This is a genomic window from Streptomyces sp. NPDC054834, assembly GCF_053611185.1.
The window spans coordinates 14928-29254 of the sequence record NZ_JBSGZV010000004.1 but is presented as its reverse complement, the minus strand read 5'-3'; the positions used below and the strand labels follow the sequence as shown (position 1 = coordinate 29254).

The following is a 14327-nucleotide window of genomic DNA, read 5'->3' as shown; positions in this document are numbered from 1 at the left end:
AGTGAGTACCACCAACGGAGGAGTGGGTCATGAACCTCACCGTCTTCGGCGCCACCGGAGGAATCGGGCAGGAGGTCGTCCGTCAGGCGCTCGCCGCGGGCCACCGGGTCACGGCCGTGGTACGCGACCCGGCCCGGCTCGACGTGACCGGTGCGGGCCTGGAGGTGTTCCGTGCCGACCTCGCCGACCCGGAATCGGTACGCCCCGCGGTCGCCGGCCGGGACGCGGTCCTGTCCGGCCTGGGTGCCCGCAGCCGCAAGGACGCCGGGGTCGCGGCCCGGCTGACCCGTACTGTCCTGCGGGCCATGGAGGCCGAGGGCGTGCGCCGGGTGCTCGTGGTCAGCGCGGGGCCGGTGGGCCCGGAGCCGGAGGGGGACGGCTTCCTCGACCGCGGTGTGCGGGGGATCGTCTCGGCGCTGCTCAAGGACGTCTACGCCGACCTGCGGGAGATGGAGGACGAGCTGGCCCGCAGCGGCACGGACTGGACGTCGGTACGGCCGCCGCGGTTGCAGGACAAACCCCTCACCGGCTCGTACCGGACGGTCGTCGGCGGCTTCCCGCCCAAGGGGCGCTTCATCGCGCGGGCGGACGTGGCCCACGCGATGCTGGCGATGGTCGACGATCCGGGGACGGTGAAGCAGGGGGTCGGGGTGGCGTACTAGGCACACCCGGTAGCCGGTACCCGGCGCCCGGCCGCCCAGGGCCACCTACAGGCTGACGCCCACCGTCACGGGCTCGTTGACCAGCGTGATGCCGAAGGCCTCGTGGACCCCGGCGACGACCTCGCGGGCGAGGGACAGCAGGTCCTCGGTGGTGGCGCCGCCCCGGTTGGTGAGGGCGAGGGTGTGCTTGCTGGAGATGCGGGCGGGCCCGGTGCCGTAGCCCTTGGTGAAGCCTGCCTTGTCGATCAGCCAGGCCGCTGAGGTCTTGGTGTGACCCTCCCCCGCCGGGTAGGCGGGCGGCTCGACGCCGTCGCCCAGCCGCTGCCGCACGCGCGCGTGGAAGGCGTCGAACTGGGCGTCGGTGAGGATCGGGTTGGTGAAGAAGGACCCTGCCGACCAGGTGTCGTGGTCGTCGGGGTCCAGGACCATGCCCTTGCCGGCGCGCAGTTTCAGGACGGTCTCGCGGGCGGTGGCGAGCGCCACCCGGTCACCGGGGTCGACACCGAGAGCGCGGGCCGTCTCGGCGTACTTGACCGGCGCCGACAGCCCGTCCGCGTCCTCCAGGGCGAAGCGGACGCGCAGCACCACATAGCGCGCCGGGTCGGCCTTGAAGCGGCTGTGGCGGTAGGAGAAGGCGCACTCGTCGTTGGTCAGCGTGACCGTCTCGTGGGACCGGCGGTCGTAGGCGATCACCTCGGTGATGGTCGAGGAGACCTCCTGGCCGTACGCGCCGACGTTCTGGATCGGTGTCGCGCCCGCCGAGCCCGGGATACCGGCGAGGCACTCGATGCCCGCGAGCCCGGCCTCCACGGTGCGGGCGACGGCGTCCGTCCACACCTCGCCGGCCGCCAGCTCCAGTGTCGTACCGCGCAGTTCGAAGCCGGTGGTGGCGATGCGCAGGGCGGTTCCGTCGAAGCCCTTGTCGCCGATGAGCAGGTTCGATCCGCCGCCGATGACCAGCAGCGGCGTGCCGGTGGCGTCGGCCTCGCGGACGGCGTCGATCACCTCGGCGTCGGTGGTGGCGGTGACCAGTCGGGTCGCGGGACCGCCCAGCCGGAAGGTGGTCAGCGGGGCGAGGGGGGCGTCGTGGAGTTCCTGCACGCGCCCAAGACTACGAGACGGCACCGACAGCGCCGGGCACAGGCCGACGGCCCGGCGGGAAGCCGGGCCGTCATGGCATTTTCTGTACCCCACGCGCGCGCGTGGGTCTCATTTGAACCCTCCCTCAGCTGAAGCAGAGGGATTCCCGGCTCACGTCGCCTACGGGCCAGCGGCCCAACAGGTCTCACTCCAGGGCAGAGTGGGCATCTCGGACTCATTTCGGGCGCGTCCGGGGTCAGCTTCCGCGGTCAGTGGGGGGCGGCTTCGACGACCGGGGCGGGCGCCTGCTCGGCCACGCTCGCGGCCGGGGCTGCGGCGCGGCGCCGGCTCGGGATCAGCAGTGCCGCCGCTCCGGCGAGCGCCACGACCCCGGAGCCCGTCACCAGGGCGGGCTTCAGGCCGTCGACGAAGTTCTGCGCGGACTCGTAGCCGCCCTGCGCGGAGAAGATGGAGGACATGACCGCGATGCCGAGGGCGCCGCCGACCTCGCGCAGCGCGTTGTTGGCGCCGGAGGCGACGCCCTGTTCCTGCGGACGGACGCTGGACATCACCAGGTTGGCGGCGGGGGCGAAGTAGAGGGCCATGCCGATACCGCTGATGATCAGGCCGGGCAGCTGCGCGGCGTAGGAGACGTCGGCCGAGACGACGAAGGCCAGGTAGCCGAGCCCGACGGCCTGGAGGAACAGTCCGGTGGCGACGACCGGGCGGCCGCCGATGCGGTCCGAGAGGATCCCGGCGACCGGCGCGACGAGCATCGGCATCCCGGTCCAGGGCAGCATCCGGAAGCCGGCCTCGGTGGGCGAGTAGCCGAGCACGCCCTGCATGTACTGGCTGAGCAGGAAGATCGAACCGAACATGCCGACGAACATCAGCAGACTGGCCGCGTTGATCCCGGCGAAGGCGCGGGAGCGGAACAGCCGCATGGGCAGCATCGGGTTCTTGGCGCGGGTGCTGTAGAGGACGAAGCCGGCCAGCAGGGCGCCGCCCGCGAACAGCGCGGTCAGCACGACGGTGTCGGTCCAGCCGTCGGCGGGCCCGCGGACCAGGCCGTACACGATCCCGAAGAGCCCACCGCTGGCGAGCAGCGTGCCGGGGAGGTCGAGCGGGGCGCCGGTGCCGTACGACTCGGCCAGGCGCAGCCGGGCGAGCGGCAGCAGGGCCACACCGAGCGGGACGTTCAGCCAGAAGATCCAGTGCCAGGAGACGTGTTCGGTGAGGCTGCCGCCGATCAGCGGCCCGGAGGCGACCGCGAGGCCGTTGACCGCACCCCATATGCCGTACGCCATCCCGCGCTTGGCGGCGGGCACGGCCGCGGTCAGCAGGGTCAGCGTCAGCGGCATCATCACGGCGGCGCCGACGCCCTGGACGGCGCGGGCGGCGATGAGGGAACCGATGCCGGGTGCCATTGCGGCGGCCGCGGAGGCGCCGGTGAAGACGGTGAGCCCGGCGAGGAAGAGCCGGCGGCGGCCGAACCGGTCGCCGAGCGCCGCACCGAACATCAGCAGGACGGCGAAGGTGAGCGTGTAGGCGCTCACGGTCCATTCCAGGTCGTCCAGCGCGCCGCCCAGGTCCCGGCGGATCGAGGGCAGGGCGGTGGTGACGACGAGGTTGTCGAGGGACGCCATGAATCCGGCGACGCTGGTGATGACGAGGGCCCAGACGGTTCCCCCGCGCCGTGCGGTCGCATCTGCTGTCGTAGCTGCGGTCGCATCTGCTGTCGTAGCCGCTGTCTGCTGTGGCATCTCTCCCCCAGGGAGTGCTCGTGACCATCGGTTAGTTATTGATGACTAACTATTGCGGGCAAGCGGTGACGGCGTCACCCTCCGCCGCCCGCGCTACTTCTCCAGTCGGCCCATGGCTCGCGCCGACGGGTAAATCCCTTCCCACACCCGATGCTCGGGCGGAAACCCCATGGCCACCAGGCAGTTGATCAGCATCCCGCACGCCATGAAGTTCGTCGTCTCGTTCACGTCGGCCCCGAGCGGCAGGTGCACGGTGTCCCACAGGCGCATCCAACCGGCCCGCACGGACTCCCCGAAGGCGTGATCGCCTTCCGCGTCGGCGGCCGCGACCGCGATGTACATCTGCATCTGCATCTGAAGCCGCTCGGGCCGCTCCGCGATGACCTTGACGTACGCGTTCGCCATGGCCTGCTGGGCCTCTTCGCCCTCCAGCCCCTCGGCGGCCTCCTCGAAGGTGCGGATGGTGTCCTCGACACACCGCTCGGCCGCCGCGAGGAAGATCGCCTTCTTGCCCGGGAAGAGCCGGAAGAGATACGGCTGCGAGACACCGACCCGCTTGGCGATCGCCTCGGTGGACGTCCCGTGATAGCCGCCCCGCGCGAACTCGCTCATCGCCGCACGGATGACGCTCTCGCGCCTCTCTTCTGCGCTCATCCTGACCATGCAAGTAAGTTAGTGCTCAATCACTAACTCGGTCAAGGGTTCCACGACCGGCCGGGTCATGGGGTGCGCCCCGGTCGCGAACGGCGGTGGGCCGCCACCCGCTCACGGGTCGCGCAGCGCCGGGAGCAGTACCGGCGCTCGGGGCCCTGCCCCTGCGTGATGAATACGTTCCCGCAGGCGGGCGAGGCGCAGACCCGGCCCGGCGGACGCTGGTGGTCCCACACGAGGACGGCGAGCGCCAGGCACGAGGAGGTGAGGAGCCACTCGTCCCAGGGGGCGCCGTCATCACGGTCGAGGTGCGGATGCCAGGGCGTGCCGCCGCCGTGCGAGGTGAGGCGCAGCGGCCCCGCGCACTTGCGGAGGAGGCGGTTGAGAGTGGCGGCGGCCGTGTCCACGTCGTCGGCGGCGAAGACCTCGCGGAGCGGCACGGCGGTGGCGCGCATGCGCCCGACGTCCTGGGCGGTCAGGCGGAGGGGGCCGGTCTCGCCGTACTCGCGCAGCACGGCGGCGACCGCCTCCGGGTCCGGGTCCGGAACGACCGTGAGGGCGTTGACCAGGGCGGCGGTGCGGCGGGCGTTGGTGAGCACGGAGTGGCGGGTGGACCAGTCGGTGTCGCGGGAGGGCACGCCTGGAACGTAACGCATATTGAGCCGTTTTGAGTTACGTACGTAACGTCACGCCGATGGAAAAGCGTTACGCACATGTCTATCTGGCCGGGGCGACGGCCGCCCGGACCGGCGACGAGATGTCCGGGCCGGCGCTGCTGCTGGCCGGTTTCGCGGCCTCGGGCTCGGCCGCCGAGGCGTCGTCGCTGCCGGGGCCGTGACGGTCGCGGCGGCGGTGGGCGGTCCCGTGCTCGGGGTGTTCATCGACCGGGCGACGCGACCGGGCCGTCTACTGGCGGCCGCGCTGGCGCTGTACGCGGCCGGGCTGGCACTGATCCTCTCGGCGCTGGGCCGCCTGCCGCCTGCCCTCGTACTCGCGATCGCCGTGGGCACCGGCCTGTTCGGGCCGGCCCTGTCGGCGGCTGGACCGCCCAACTGCCCCGCGTCGTCCCGCCAGAGGGGTTGCCGCGCGCCACCGCGCTCGACGCCATGACCTTCGGCGCCGCGAGCCTGGCCGGCCCCGCCCTGGCCGGCATCGCGGCGGGGCTGCTGGGGGCTCCCGCCGCGGTCGTGCTGTCGGTGACGCTCATCGGGGCGGCGCTGCCGGTCGCCTGGACGCTGCCCGGGCGGCCGGGGACGGGAGCGGCGGTGCGTCCTGGTCCGCGCGCAGGCACGGTGGTGGGCGACCTCACGGCCGGTGTGCGGTGCATCGGCCGCAGCCCGTCCCTGGCCCGGGCCACGCTGACGTCGGTCGCCTCCTGTGCGGCGCAGGGCATGCTGATCACCTGCACGCCGGTACTGGGGGCACGGTCGCTCGGCGGAGCCGGGCGCGGCGCGTTGCTGCTCTCCGGTATCGCCGTCGTGTCCCTTGCCGCGAACGCCGTATTCGCCCGCCTCCCCGGCCGCGGGCTCACCCCGGACCGCGTGGTGCGTTCCGGCGCGCTCTTACAGGCCGCCGCTCTCACTCTGGCCGCGACCGGCCGCCCGGCGCCGCTGGCCGCCGCGGTCGTACTCGCCGGGGCGGGGCAGGGGCCGCAGCTCACGGCTCTGTTCGCGGTGCGGCACCGGGAGGCGCCGGAGCGGTTGCGCAGCCAGGTCTTCACCACCGGCGCCAGCCTGAAGATCACCGGCTTCGCCCTGGGCGCGGCGGTGGCGGGCCCGATGATCGGCCGGTCACTGCCGGGCACCCTGCTGACGGCGGCCGGGGTGCAGGTCGTGGGGGCGCTGTTCGGGAGGTGCCGGGCATCCGGCGGCTGAAGTGCGGGGCACACGGCAAGTAAGGGGCGCTCGCTATGGCGAGCGCCCCTTACTTGTGCCTCAGTACCTCAGTACCTCAGCACCTCAGTACCTCTGTACCTCTGTACCTCTGTGTCTCTGCACCTCTGTGTCTCTTACCTGGGCCTTCCGGCCGGCCGGTCAGGCGAGACGTACGACCGCCCGGGACATCCCCAGTACCTTCTGCCCGGCGCTGGTCGCCGTGAGGTCGACGCGGACGGTGTTGTCGTCGAGCTTGGCCGCGACCTTGGCGCTGACCTCGATCGTGGCGCCCTGGTCGTCGTTGGGGACGACGACGGGCTTGGTGAAGCGGACGCCGTACTCGACGACCGCGCCCGGGTCGCCGGTCCAGTCGGTGACCACGCGGATCGCCTCGGCCATGGTGAACATGCCGTGCGCGATGACGTCCGGCAGGCCCACCTCCTTGGCGAACTTCTCGTTCCAGTGGATCGGGTTGAAGTCCCCGGAGGCACCCGCGTACCGCACCAGGGTGGCGCGGGTCACAGGGAAGGTCTGCGCCGGCAGCTCGGTGCCGACCTCGATGTCGTCGTACGCGATCTTCGCCGTCATCGCTTCCTCACGCCTCCTCGTCCGCGGCACGCGCCACGAGCTTGGTCCAGGCGGTCACTACGTGCTCGCCCGCCTCGTCGTGGACCTCGCCGCGGACGTCCAGGATGTCGTTGCCCGCGAGGGACTTGATCCCCTCGATGGTCGAGGTGACCGAGAGCCGGTCACCGGCGCGCACCGGACGGGTGTAGGCGAACTTCTGGTCGCCGTGCACCACACGGCTGTAGTCGAGGCCGAGCTGGGGATCCTCGACGACCTGTCCCGCGGCCTTGAAGGTGATCGAGAAGACGAAGGTCGGCGGGGCGATCACATCGGGGTGGCCGAGCGCCTTGGCGGCCTCCGCGTCCGTGTACGCCGGGTTGGTGTCCCCCACCGCCTCGGCGAACTCGCGGATCTTCTCCCGGCCCACCTCATAGGGCTCGGTGGGCGGGTAGGTCCGCCCCACGAAGGACTGGTCGAGCGCCATGGGCTCGGCACCTCCTGCTTGCTCTACTGACCGGTACTAGTCGCTCAACGACGCGAGGCCGCCCCCGATCATCCGGGGGCGGCCTCGTGTACGAGCCTGATTTATCGCGTTTCGCGGTGCGCGGTGTGCGCATTGCAACGCGGGCAGTGCTTCTTCATCTCAAGACGGTCCGGGTTGTTACGCCGGTTCTTCTTGGTGATGTAGTTCCGCTCCTTGCACTCCACGCAGGCCAGCGTGATCTTCGGGCGGACGTCGGTGGCAGCCACGTGAGTGCTCCTTGACGAACGGGTAGGTTAATTCAACGCAAGAAAGAGTAGCCGATCGAAGGACCGACCCCGCAATCGGCTACTGTCAGTAGCGGTGACCGGACTTGAACCGGTGACACAGCGATTATGAGCCGCTTGCTCTACCGACTGAGCTACACCGCTTTGATGCGATCGGATCCCGCCTCGCGGCGGGAACCTCTCACACCAGAGCCCCAATACGGAATCGAACCGTAGACCTTCTCCTTACCATGGAGACGCTCTGCCGACTGAGCTATTGGGGCGAGCGATGAAGACATTACACGCTCGGCCGCCGTTCACCCAAATCCATTCCGGACGGCCCACCCCACCCCATCCAGCAGGGCTCTCTCCGGCCTCGTGCGCCCCTCCCGCGCACCCTCCGCATGCCCCGCGACCAGCACCCGGAGGGACGGACCACGCCGGTACGACTATTGCGCTCCTCCCCGCCAGGCGCGGCCCGCCACCCTAGGCTCGACTCACTCTGCGTGATCATGCGCCCGCTCACGCAGCCCCGAGTCCCTGGAGTGCGATGCCCGAGAGCCGACCGCAGCCGCCTTCCTCGCCGTCGGGACAGCCCGACGCGGCGCCCCTCCTGCTGTGCGGGGCGCGCCTGACCGACGGCCGGGCCGTGGACGTACGGCTGGGCGGCGGGCGCATCGAGGCGGTCGGCACGGCCGGCAGCCTGGCGTCCGGACCGACCCGGGCCGGCGGCGCGCGCGTGGACCTCGGCGGGTATCTGCTGCTCCCGGCCCCGGCCGAGCCGCACGCCCACGGCGACACGGCGCTGTCCGCCGACGACGACGGCCCGGTCTCCTACGACCCCGACGACGTCCAACGCCGGGCCACGGAGGCCGCCCTGCTCCAGTTGGGTCACGGGGCGACGGCGCTGCGGGCGCACGTGCGCGTGGGCGACGTCCAGGGGCTGGGCGCACTGGCCGCCGTACTGCGGGCGCGGCGCTCGCTGCACGGACTGGCGGAGCTGACGGCGGTGGCGGTGCCGCGCGTGCTGACCGGGGTGGCGGGGGCGGACGGGCTGGCGATACTGCGGGACGCGGTGAAGATGGGCGCCTCCGTGGTGGGCGGCTGTCCGGATCTGGACCCGGATCCGACGGGCTATGTGGAGGCGGTGCTGGAGATCGCCTCCGAGCACGGCAGCCCGGTGGACCTGCACACGGACGCCGCCGACCCGGCCCGCCTGGCCCGGCTCGCGGCGATGGCGGGCGGTCTGCGCCCCGGCGTGACGCTCGGCCCGTGCGCCGGTCTGGCCCGGCTGCCCGGCGAGGCGGCCTCACGCATCGCGGACCGGCTCGCGGCGGCCGGCGTGACGGTGGTGTGCCTGCCCCAGGGCGGCTGCGGGAACGTCGAGGGGCGGGACACGGCTCCGGTACGGCTGCTGCGTGCCGCCGGCGTGCGCGTCGCGGCCGGCAGCGGCGCGCTGCGGGACGTGTCGAACCCGGTGGGACGCGGCGATCCGCTGGAAGCGGCCTACCTGCTGGCCTCCCGTCACGGCCTGCGCCCCGCGGACGCCTACGACGCGGTCAGTGCCTCCGCCCGCGCGGCGCTCGGTCTGCCCGAGGTGCGCGTCGAGGCCGGGTTCCCCGCCGAACTCCTCGCCGTGCGCGGTGACCACCTCGCCGGAGCGCTGTCCCTTGCGTACAGCCGGATCGTGGTGCACCGGGGACGCGTGGTGGCGCGCACCAGCGCGGTGCGCGAGTACTGCAACTCGGCCGCGGCGGCGGAGCTGGGGCTGCCGCGACAGGGCCGGGGCGAGTTGTCCTGACCGCTGCCGCCCAGGCGGATGGTGCCGCACCGAAGTCGGTGCGGCAGATGCGGCCCTTCGGGCGTACGGTCGGAAACATGCGCATTGTCATCGCTGGTGGTCATGGTCAGATCGCGCTGCGGTTGGAGCGGCTGCTCGCCGGGCGCGGATACGAGGTCGCGGGCATCATCCGCAAGTCGGAACAGGGCGACGACTTGCGGGAGGTGGGCGCCGAACCGGTTCTGCTCGACCTGGAGTCGGCCTCGGTGGAGGAGGTCGCGGCGCACCTTCAGGGCGCGGATGCGGCGATCTTCGCGGCGGGCGCCGGCCCGGGCAGCGGCGCGGCCCGCAAGGAGACGGTGGACAAGGCCGCGGCCATGCTGTTCGCGGACGCCGCCGTCCGGGCACGGGTCCGCCGTTTCCTGGTCGTCTCGTCCATGGGCGCGGACCCGGCGCACCAGGGTGACGACATCTTCGACGTGTACCTGCGCGCCAAGGGCGAGGCCGACGCCTACGTCCGTGGCCTGGACGCCCTGGACTGGACGATCCTGCGCCCCGGGACGCTGACGAACGACCCCGGCACCGGCCTGGTCCGCCTGGAGGCGCACACCGGCCGCGGCTCGATCCCGCGCGATGACGTGGCGGCCGTCCTCGCGGAACTGGTGGACACCCCGGCGACGGCGGGCCTGACGCTGGAGCTGATCAGCGGGTCGACTCCGTTGACGGTGGCGGTGAAGTCGGTGGCGGGCAACTGAGATTAACGGCCGGGACCGGGCGCTGAGGCCGACGGCCGGCACCGGGGTGCTGAGGTTGACGGCCGGGACCGGGGCGCTGAGGTTGACGATCGGGACCGGGCGCCGAGGTTGAGGCCGGGACCGGGCGGCGGCGTGCGGTCAGAACAGGGGCAGCTGCCCGGGGATGTCCGGCAGCGCATACCCGTCCAACGACGGTTGTACGGCCCCCAGTTCCGCCTGCCGCCGTGACCCGGAGCACGAGACGAGCTCATCACCGCGCCGCGCCCCGGGCGGATCGTGCCGCGCGAACCGCCCGGCGACGACGGCGATTTCACGACGGCACACCGGGCAGGTTCTGCGCCGGGCGGACGGGCCGGACCGGGACGACACGGAGGACATGCAGCCAGTGTGCCCCGGGGCACTGACAACGCCATGAGTCACGAAGTGACGGACGTCACTCCATGAACCGAGGGCGCACGAGACCCACGCAAAAGACCCCCGCCTGACCTGCGTCTCCGCAGATTGGACGGGGGTCTTCCCCAGTGTGGCGGCGCCAGGATTCGAACCTGGGAAGGCTGAGCCGGCAGATTTACAGTCTGCTCCCTTTGGCCGCTCGGGCACACCGCCGGGGGGTGATGCCGGTCGAACCGCTTTTCGGCGGTGCTCCCCGGCAACGACGTAAACAATACCCGATGGGCAGGGGTGCTTCGCCACTCGGTTGATCGGCCCCTGGGAGACGCGGGGTGGCTAGGCTGGTGCGGATGCGGTCCGGCCCTCGTGCCGGGCTCGGCGGCGACCGCCGCGCACGCCGACACGCACCCGATACGCACCCCGATACAAGGAGCCACAGGACATGGCCGACTCCAGTTTCGACATCGTCTCGAAGGTCGAGCGGCAGGAGGTCGACAACGCCCTCAACCAGGCCGCCAAGGAAATCTCTCAGCGCTACGACTTCAAGGGCGTGGGTGCCTCGATCTCGTGGTCCGGCGAGAAGATCCTGTTGGAGGCGAACTCCGAGGAGCGGGTCAAGGCGGTCCTCGACGTCTTCCAGTCCAAGCTGATCAAGCGCGGCATCTCACTGAAGGCGCTGGACGCGGGCGAGCCCCAGCTCTCCGGCAAGGAGTACAAGATCTTCGCGTCCATCCAGGAGGGCATCTCCCAGGAGAACGCCAAGAAGGTGGCGAAGATCATCCGCGATGAGGGTCCCAAGGGCGTCAAGGCGCAGGTGCAGGGCGACGAGCTGCGCGTCAGCTCCAAGAGCCGCGACGACCTCCAGGCCGTGATCGCCCTCCTGAAGGGCCAGGACTTCGACTTCGCGCTGCAGTTCGTGAACTACCGGTAGGAGAGCACTCCACTGCGCGGAAGGGCGGGCACCCGGTGGTGGCCGCCCTTCCGTCGTGTCCGAGCCGACGGTCAGTCGCGCGAGTTGCCGAACAGGAGGCGGTAGACGATCAGCAGGACGAGCGAGCCGCCGATCGCGGCGGCCCAGGTGGCGCCGTCGTAGAAGTGCTTGGAGACCGGGTGGTCCAGCCAGCGGGAGGAGATCCAGCCGCCGATGAACGCACCCGCGATACCGATGAGGGTCGTGCCGATGAAGCCGCCCGGGTCCCGGCCCGGAAGCAGGACCTTGGCGATGGCTCCGGCCAGAAGTCCCAGGATGATCCAACCGATGATGCTCATGCCCTGAACCTGCCCTTCCGCGCTGTGGCCGCACTGTACGGCCCTTGAGAATTCGGTGAGGACCGTCTGTCCGTCGTGCGCGTGTTCGTGCCGTGTTGCTGCACAGGACGCCGCGGGCACACCGGGCGGTTGCATCGATCAGTAGGGTCCAGCGCATGACACCCTCCGGTTCAGAACTGCGCCGCACCCTGGGAGTGCGGGACGCCGTGGTCGTCGGGCTCGGCTCGATGGTCGGCGCCGGGGTGTTCTCCGCCCTGGGGCCCGCCGCCGGCGCGGCCGGGTCCGGGCTGCTGCTCGGGCTGGCCGTCGCCGCCGTGGTGGCCTACTGCAACGCCACCTCTTCGGCACGGCTCGCCGCCCTGTATCCGGCCTCGGGCGGCACGTACGTGTACGGGCGGGAGCGTCTCGGGGTGTTCTGGGGCTACCTCGCGGGCTGGGCCTTCGTCGTCGGGAAGACGGCCTCCTGTGCGGCGATGGCACTCACCGTCGGCGCGTATGTCTGGCCGGGACACGCCCACGTGGTGGCGGTCGCGGCCGTGGTGGCGCTGACCGCGGTGAACTACGGCGGTATCCAGAAGTCCGCCTGGCTGACGCGGGTGATCGTGGCCGTGGTGCTGGCGGTCCTCGCTTCCGTGGTGGTCGTGTGCCTGGCCTCCGGGCGGTCCGATGCAGGGCGGCTGGGCATCGGGCTGTCCTCGGGCGGGGGCGGCGTGCTTCAGGCGGCCGGACTGCTCTTCTTCGCGTTCGCCGGGTACGCGCGGATCGCGACCCTCGGCGAGGAGGTGCGGGATCCGGCGCGCACCATTCCCCGCGCGATCCCGCTCGCCCTGGGTATCGCGCTGGCCGTGTACGTGTGCGTGGCCGTCGCCGTTCTGTCCGTGCTCGGCGCGGGCCCTCTCGGGCAGGCGGAGGCGCCGCTGGCGGACGCGGTGCGGGCGGCCGGGGCGCCGGGGCTGGCGCCCGTGGTGCGGGTGGGGGCCGCGGTGGCCGCTCTGGGGTCGCTGCTCGCGCTGATCCTGGGCGTGTCGCGGACCACGCTGGCCATGGCCCGTGACCGCCATCTGCCCCGGGCGCTGGCCGCCGTGCATCCGCGATTCCAGGTCCCGCACCGTGCGGAGCTGGCGGTGGGCGCGGTCGTCGCCGTGGCGGCGGCGACGGTGGACGTACGGGGTGCCATCGGCTTCTCCTCCTTCGGTGTGCTGGCCTACTACGCGATCGCCAACGCCTCGGCCTGGACCTTGAGCCCGGCTCCGTCGGCACGTGTGGTGCCGACGGTGGGGCTGCTGGGGTGCGCGACGCTGGCGTTCGCTCTGCCGGTTGTCTCGGTCGTCGTAGGGGCGGGTGTGCTGGCCGTGGGAATGGCGGCCTACGCGGTACGGCGGTGGGTGGGACTCGGTACACATGATGCAGGTCGCCACTGACAACCGGGCGGCCCTGTGGACAACGAGCCGGTTGTGGACAACTGGGCGCGAGAGGAGTCGGCCTGAAAGGCAGTCAGGTGAGGTGGACGGCCGTCAGCGCGTCGCGAACGGCTCGTCCGACGGCACGATCTCGCGGCCCAGCGGGAACAGGGAGATCGGGATCAGTTTGAAATTGGCGATGCCGAACGGGATGCCGATGATCGTGACGCACAGGGCGATCCCGGTGACGATGTGGGCGATGGCCAGCCACCAGCCGGCGAGGATCAACCACAGGACGTTGCCGACGCAGGAGGCGGCACCCGCGTCGCGGCGCTCGACGGTGGTGTACCCGAAGGGCCACAGGGCGTAGACGCCGATACGGAGGGCCGCGATGCCGAACGGAATCCCGATGATCGTGATGCAGAGCAGCACGCCCGCGAGCAGGTAGCCGAGGAACAGCCAGAAGCCGCTCAGGATCAGCCAGATGACGTTCAGGATGGTTCTCACTGGTAACGACCTGCCATCTTCTCGAGCCGGGCGATGCGGTCTGCCATCGGCGGGTGCGTGGAGAACATCTTCGACAGTCCCTGTCCGGCGCGGAAGGGGTTGGCGATCATCATGTGGCTCGCGGTCTCGATGCGGGGCTCGGGGGGCAGCGGAAGCTGCTGGGTGCCGGTCTCGAGCTTGCGCAGGGCGCTGGCGAGGGCTAGCGGGTCGCCGGTGAGCTGGGCGCCGGAGGCGTCCGCCTCGTACTCCCTGGACCTGCTGATGGCCAGTTGGATCAGGGAGGCGGCGAGCGGGCCCAGGATCATGATCAGCAGCATGCCGAGCAGGCCGGGGCCCTCGTCGTCGTCGGAGCGGCCGATCGGGATCAGCCAGGCGAAGTTGACCAGGAACATGATCACCGAGGCGAGCGCGCCGGCGACCGAGGAGATGAGGATGTCACGGTTGTAGACGTGGCTGAGCTCGTGGCCGACGACACCGCGCAGTTCGCGCTCGTCGAGCATGCGCAGGATGCCCTCGGTGCAGCACACGGCGGCGTTGCGCGGGTTGCGGCCCGTGGCGAAGGCGTTCGGCGCCTCCGTCGGTGAGATGTACAGGCGCGGCATGGGCTGGCGGGCCTGGGTGGAGAGGTCGCGGACCATGCGGTACAGGGCCGGGGCCTCGAACTCGCTGACCGGGCGGGCGCGCATCGCGCGTAGAGCCAGCTTGTCGCTGTTCCAGTACGCGTACGCGTTCGTGCCGAGGGCGACGAGGACCGCGACGATCAGCCCCATGCGGCCGAAGAAGCTGCCGATGACGATGATGAGTGCGGACAGTCCACCGAGGAGTACTGCCGTCCTGAGCCCGTTGTGCCGGCGGTGCACGGTACGCCCTCCAAATCGTGCA

At 71.5% G+C, this 14327-nt stretch carries 19 protein-coding genes and 3 tRNA genes; 8 read left to right on the top strand and 14 right to left on the bottom strand.

Features of this window, described 5'->3' with window-relative positions; genetic code table 11:
- The first annotated feature begins 29 nt into the window (after window positions 1–29).
- Complete coding sequence (locus ACWGJM_RS07335) at window positions 30–662, top strand: NAD(P)-dependent oxidoreductase (protein WP_453410700.1); 633 nt, start codon at window positions 30–32, stop codon at window positions 660–662.
- A 45-nt stretch (window positions 663–707) separates the two neighbouring features.
- On the opposite strand, the gene ACWGJM_RS07330 is transcribed toward ACWGJM_RS07335, so the two are convergent.
- The 4 genes from ACWGJM_RS07330 to ACWGJM_RS07315 all read right to left on the bottom strand — a co-directional run bounded on the left by ACWGJM_RS07330 (window position 708) and on the right by ACWGJM_RS07315 (window position 4812).
- Complete coding sequence (locus ACWGJM_RS07330; protein ID WP_453410699.1) at window positions 708–1763, bottom strand: UDP-N-acetylmuramate dehydrogenase; 1056 nt, start codon at window positions 1761–1763, stop codon at window positions 708–710.
- A gap of 248 nt (window positions 1764–2011) precedes the next feature.
- Complete coding sequence (locus ACWGJM_RS07325; protein WP_453410698.1) at window positions 2012–3505, bottom strand: MFS transporter; 1494 nt, start codon at window positions 3503–3505, stop codon at window positions 2012–2014.
- 93 nt (window positions 3506–3598) lie between these two features.
- Window positions 3599–4168: a TetR/AcrR family transcriptional regulator gene (locus tag ACWGJM_RS07320; protein ID WP_453410697.1), complete on the bottom strand. Its 570-nt coding sequence runs from the start codon at window positions 4166–4168 to the stop codon at window positions 3599–3601.
- 56 nt (window positions 4169–4224) lie between these two features.
- Window positions 4225–4812 (bottom strand): CGNR zinc finger domain-containing protein, encoded by a 588-nt coding sequence (locus ACWGJM_RS07315; protein ID WP_453410696.1) that lies wholly within the window; start codon window positions 4810–4812, stop codon window positions 4225–4227.
- Window positions 4813–4850: 38 nt separating this feature from the next.
- On the opposite strand from ACWGJM_RS07315, the gene ACWGJM_RS07310 reads away from it, so the two are divergent.
- From ACWGJM_RS07310 to ACWGJM_RS07300, 3 genes are read left to right on the top strand one after another with little or no spacing between them, the layout of a single operon-like run.
- Entirely contained in the window at window positions 4851–4994 is a 144-nt protein-coding gene (locus ACWGJM_RS07310; RefSeq protein ID WP_453410695.1) for a hypothetical protein, read from the top strand.
- Window positions 4991–5266, top strand: coding sequence for a hypothetical protein (locus ACWGJM_RS07305; protein WP_453410694.1), 276 nt, complete (start codon window positions 4991–4993; stop codon window positions 5264–5266). The genes ACWGJM_RS07310 and ACWGJM_RS07305 overlap by 4 nt, the downstream gene beginning before the upstream one ends.
- Window positions 5236–6030, top strand: coding sequence for an MFS transporter (locus ACWGJM_RS07300; RefSeq protein WP_453410693.1), 795 nt, complete (start codon window positions 5236–5238; stop codon window positions 6028–6030). The genes ACWGJM_RS07305 and ACWGJM_RS07300 overlap by 31 nt, the downstream gene beginning before the upstream one ends.
- Window positions 6031–6189: 159 nt before the next feature.
- Here ACWGJM_RS07300 and ACWGJM_RS07295 read toward each other — a convergent pair whose 3' ends face one another.
- From ACWGJM_RS07295 to ACWGJM_RS07275, 5 genes are all read right to left on the bottom strand, one after another.
- Window positions 6190–6618: a MaoC family dehydratase gene (locus tag ACWGJM_RS07295; protein WP_453410692.1), complete on the bottom strand. Its 429-nt coding sequence runs from the start codon at window positions 6616–6618 to the stop codon at window positions 6190–6192.
- A 7-nt stretch (window positions 6619–6625) separates the two neighbouring features.
- Entirely contained in the window at window positions 6626–7081 is a 456-nt protein-coding gene (locus ACWGJM_RS07290) for an FAS1-like dehydratase domain-containing protein (RefSeq protein ID WP_453410691.1), read from the bottom strand.
- Between the two features lie 101 nt (window positions 7082–7182).
- Window positions 7183–7347, bottom strand: a complete 165-nt coding sequence (rpmG, locus tag ACWGJM_RS07285) for a 50S ribosomal protein L33 (RefSeq protein ID WP_003948671.1) — start codon at window positions 7345–7347, stop codon at window positions 7183–7185.
- 89 nt (window positions 7348–7436) lie between these two features.
- A tRNA-Met gene (locus ACWGJM_RS07280) sits at window positions 7437–7509 on the bottom strand.
- Window positions 7510–7555: 46 nt separating this feature from the next.
- Window positions 7556–7628 (bottom strand) — tRNA-Thr (locus tag ACWGJM_RS07275).
- Window positions 7629–7894: 266 nt separating this feature from the next.
- On the opposite strand from ACWGJM_RS07275, the gene ACWGJM_RS07270 reads away from it, so the two are divergent.
- Together ACWGJM_RS07270 and ACWGJM_RS07265 are read left to right on the top strand one after the other, a co-directional pair.
- Complete coding sequence (locus tag ACWGJM_RS07270; protein ID WP_453410690.1) at window positions 7895–9145, top strand: amidohydrolase family protein; 1251 nt, start codon at window positions 7895–7897, stop codon at window positions 9143–9145.
- Window positions 9146–9222: 77 nt separating this feature from the next.
- A complete protein-coding gene (locus tag ACWGJM_RS07265; protein WP_453410689.1) occupies window positions 9223–9879 on the top strand; it encodes an NAD(P)H-binding protein in 657 nt (218 codons plus the stop codon).
- A gap of 138 nt (window positions 9880–10017) precedes the next feature.
- Here the strand turns inward: ACWGJM_RS07265 and ACWGJM_RS07260 are convergent, their stop codons facing one another.
- Complete coding sequence (locus ACWGJM_RS07260; RefSeq protein WP_453410688.1) at window positions 10018–10257, bottom strand: hypothetical protein; 240 nt, start codon at window positions 10255–10257, stop codon at window positions 10018–10020.
- Window positions 10258–10403: 146 nt separating this feature from the next.
- Window positions 10404–10485, bottom strand: a tRNA-Tyr gene (locus ACWGJM_RS07255).
- Window positions 10486–10711: 226 nt separating this feature from the next.
- Between ACWGJM_RS07255 and ACWGJM_RS07250 the strand changes: the two genes are divergently transcribed.
- The gene (locus ACWGJM_RS07250; RefSeq protein ID WP_390741048.1) at window positions 10712–11200 is read left to right on the top strand and encodes a YajQ family cyclic di-GMP-binding protein; all 489 of its coding nucleotides are present in this window, start codon (window positions 10712–10714) and stop codon (window positions 11198–11200) included.
- Window positions 11201–11271: 71 nt separating this feature from the next.
- Here ACWGJM_RS07250 and ACWGJM_RS07245 read toward each other — a convergent pair whose 3' ends face one another.
- Window positions 11272–11538, bottom strand: a complete 267-nt coding sequence (locus ACWGJM_RS07245) for a GlsB/YeaQ/YmgE family stress response membrane protein (RefSeq protein ID WP_453410687.1) — start codon at window positions 11536–11538, stop codon at window positions 11272–11274.
- 155 nt (window positions 11539–11693) lie between these two features.
- Here ACWGJM_RS07245 and ACWGJM_RS07240 point away from each other — a divergent pair, with 155 nt between their 5' ends.
- On the top strand, window positions 11694–12959 hold the full coding sequence (locus tag ACWGJM_RS07240; RefSeq protein WP_453410686.1) for an APC family permease: 1266 nt from the start codon (window positions 11694–11696) through the stop codon (window positions 12957–12959).
- A 93-nt stretch (window positions 12960–13052) separates the two neighbouring features.
- On the opposite strand, the gene ACWGJM_RS07235 is transcribed toward ACWGJM_RS07240, so the two are convergent.
- Together ACWGJM_RS07235 and htpX are read right to left on the bottom strand one after the other, a co-directional pair.
- Window positions 13053–13445, bottom strand: coding sequence for a YccF domain-containing protein (locus ACWGJM_RS07235; protein WP_453410685.1), 393 nt, complete (start codon window positions 13443–13445; stop codon window positions 13053–13055).
- On the bottom strand, window positions 13442–14305 hold the full coding sequence (htpX, locus tag ACWGJM_RS07230; protein WP_453410684.1) for a zinc metalloprotease HtpX: 864 nt from the start codon (window positions 14303–14305) through the stop codon (window positions 13442–13444). Before htpX ends, ACWGJM_RS07235 begins: the two co-directional genes overlap by 4 nt.
- Between the last annotated feature and the right edge of the window lie 22 nt (window positions 14306–14327).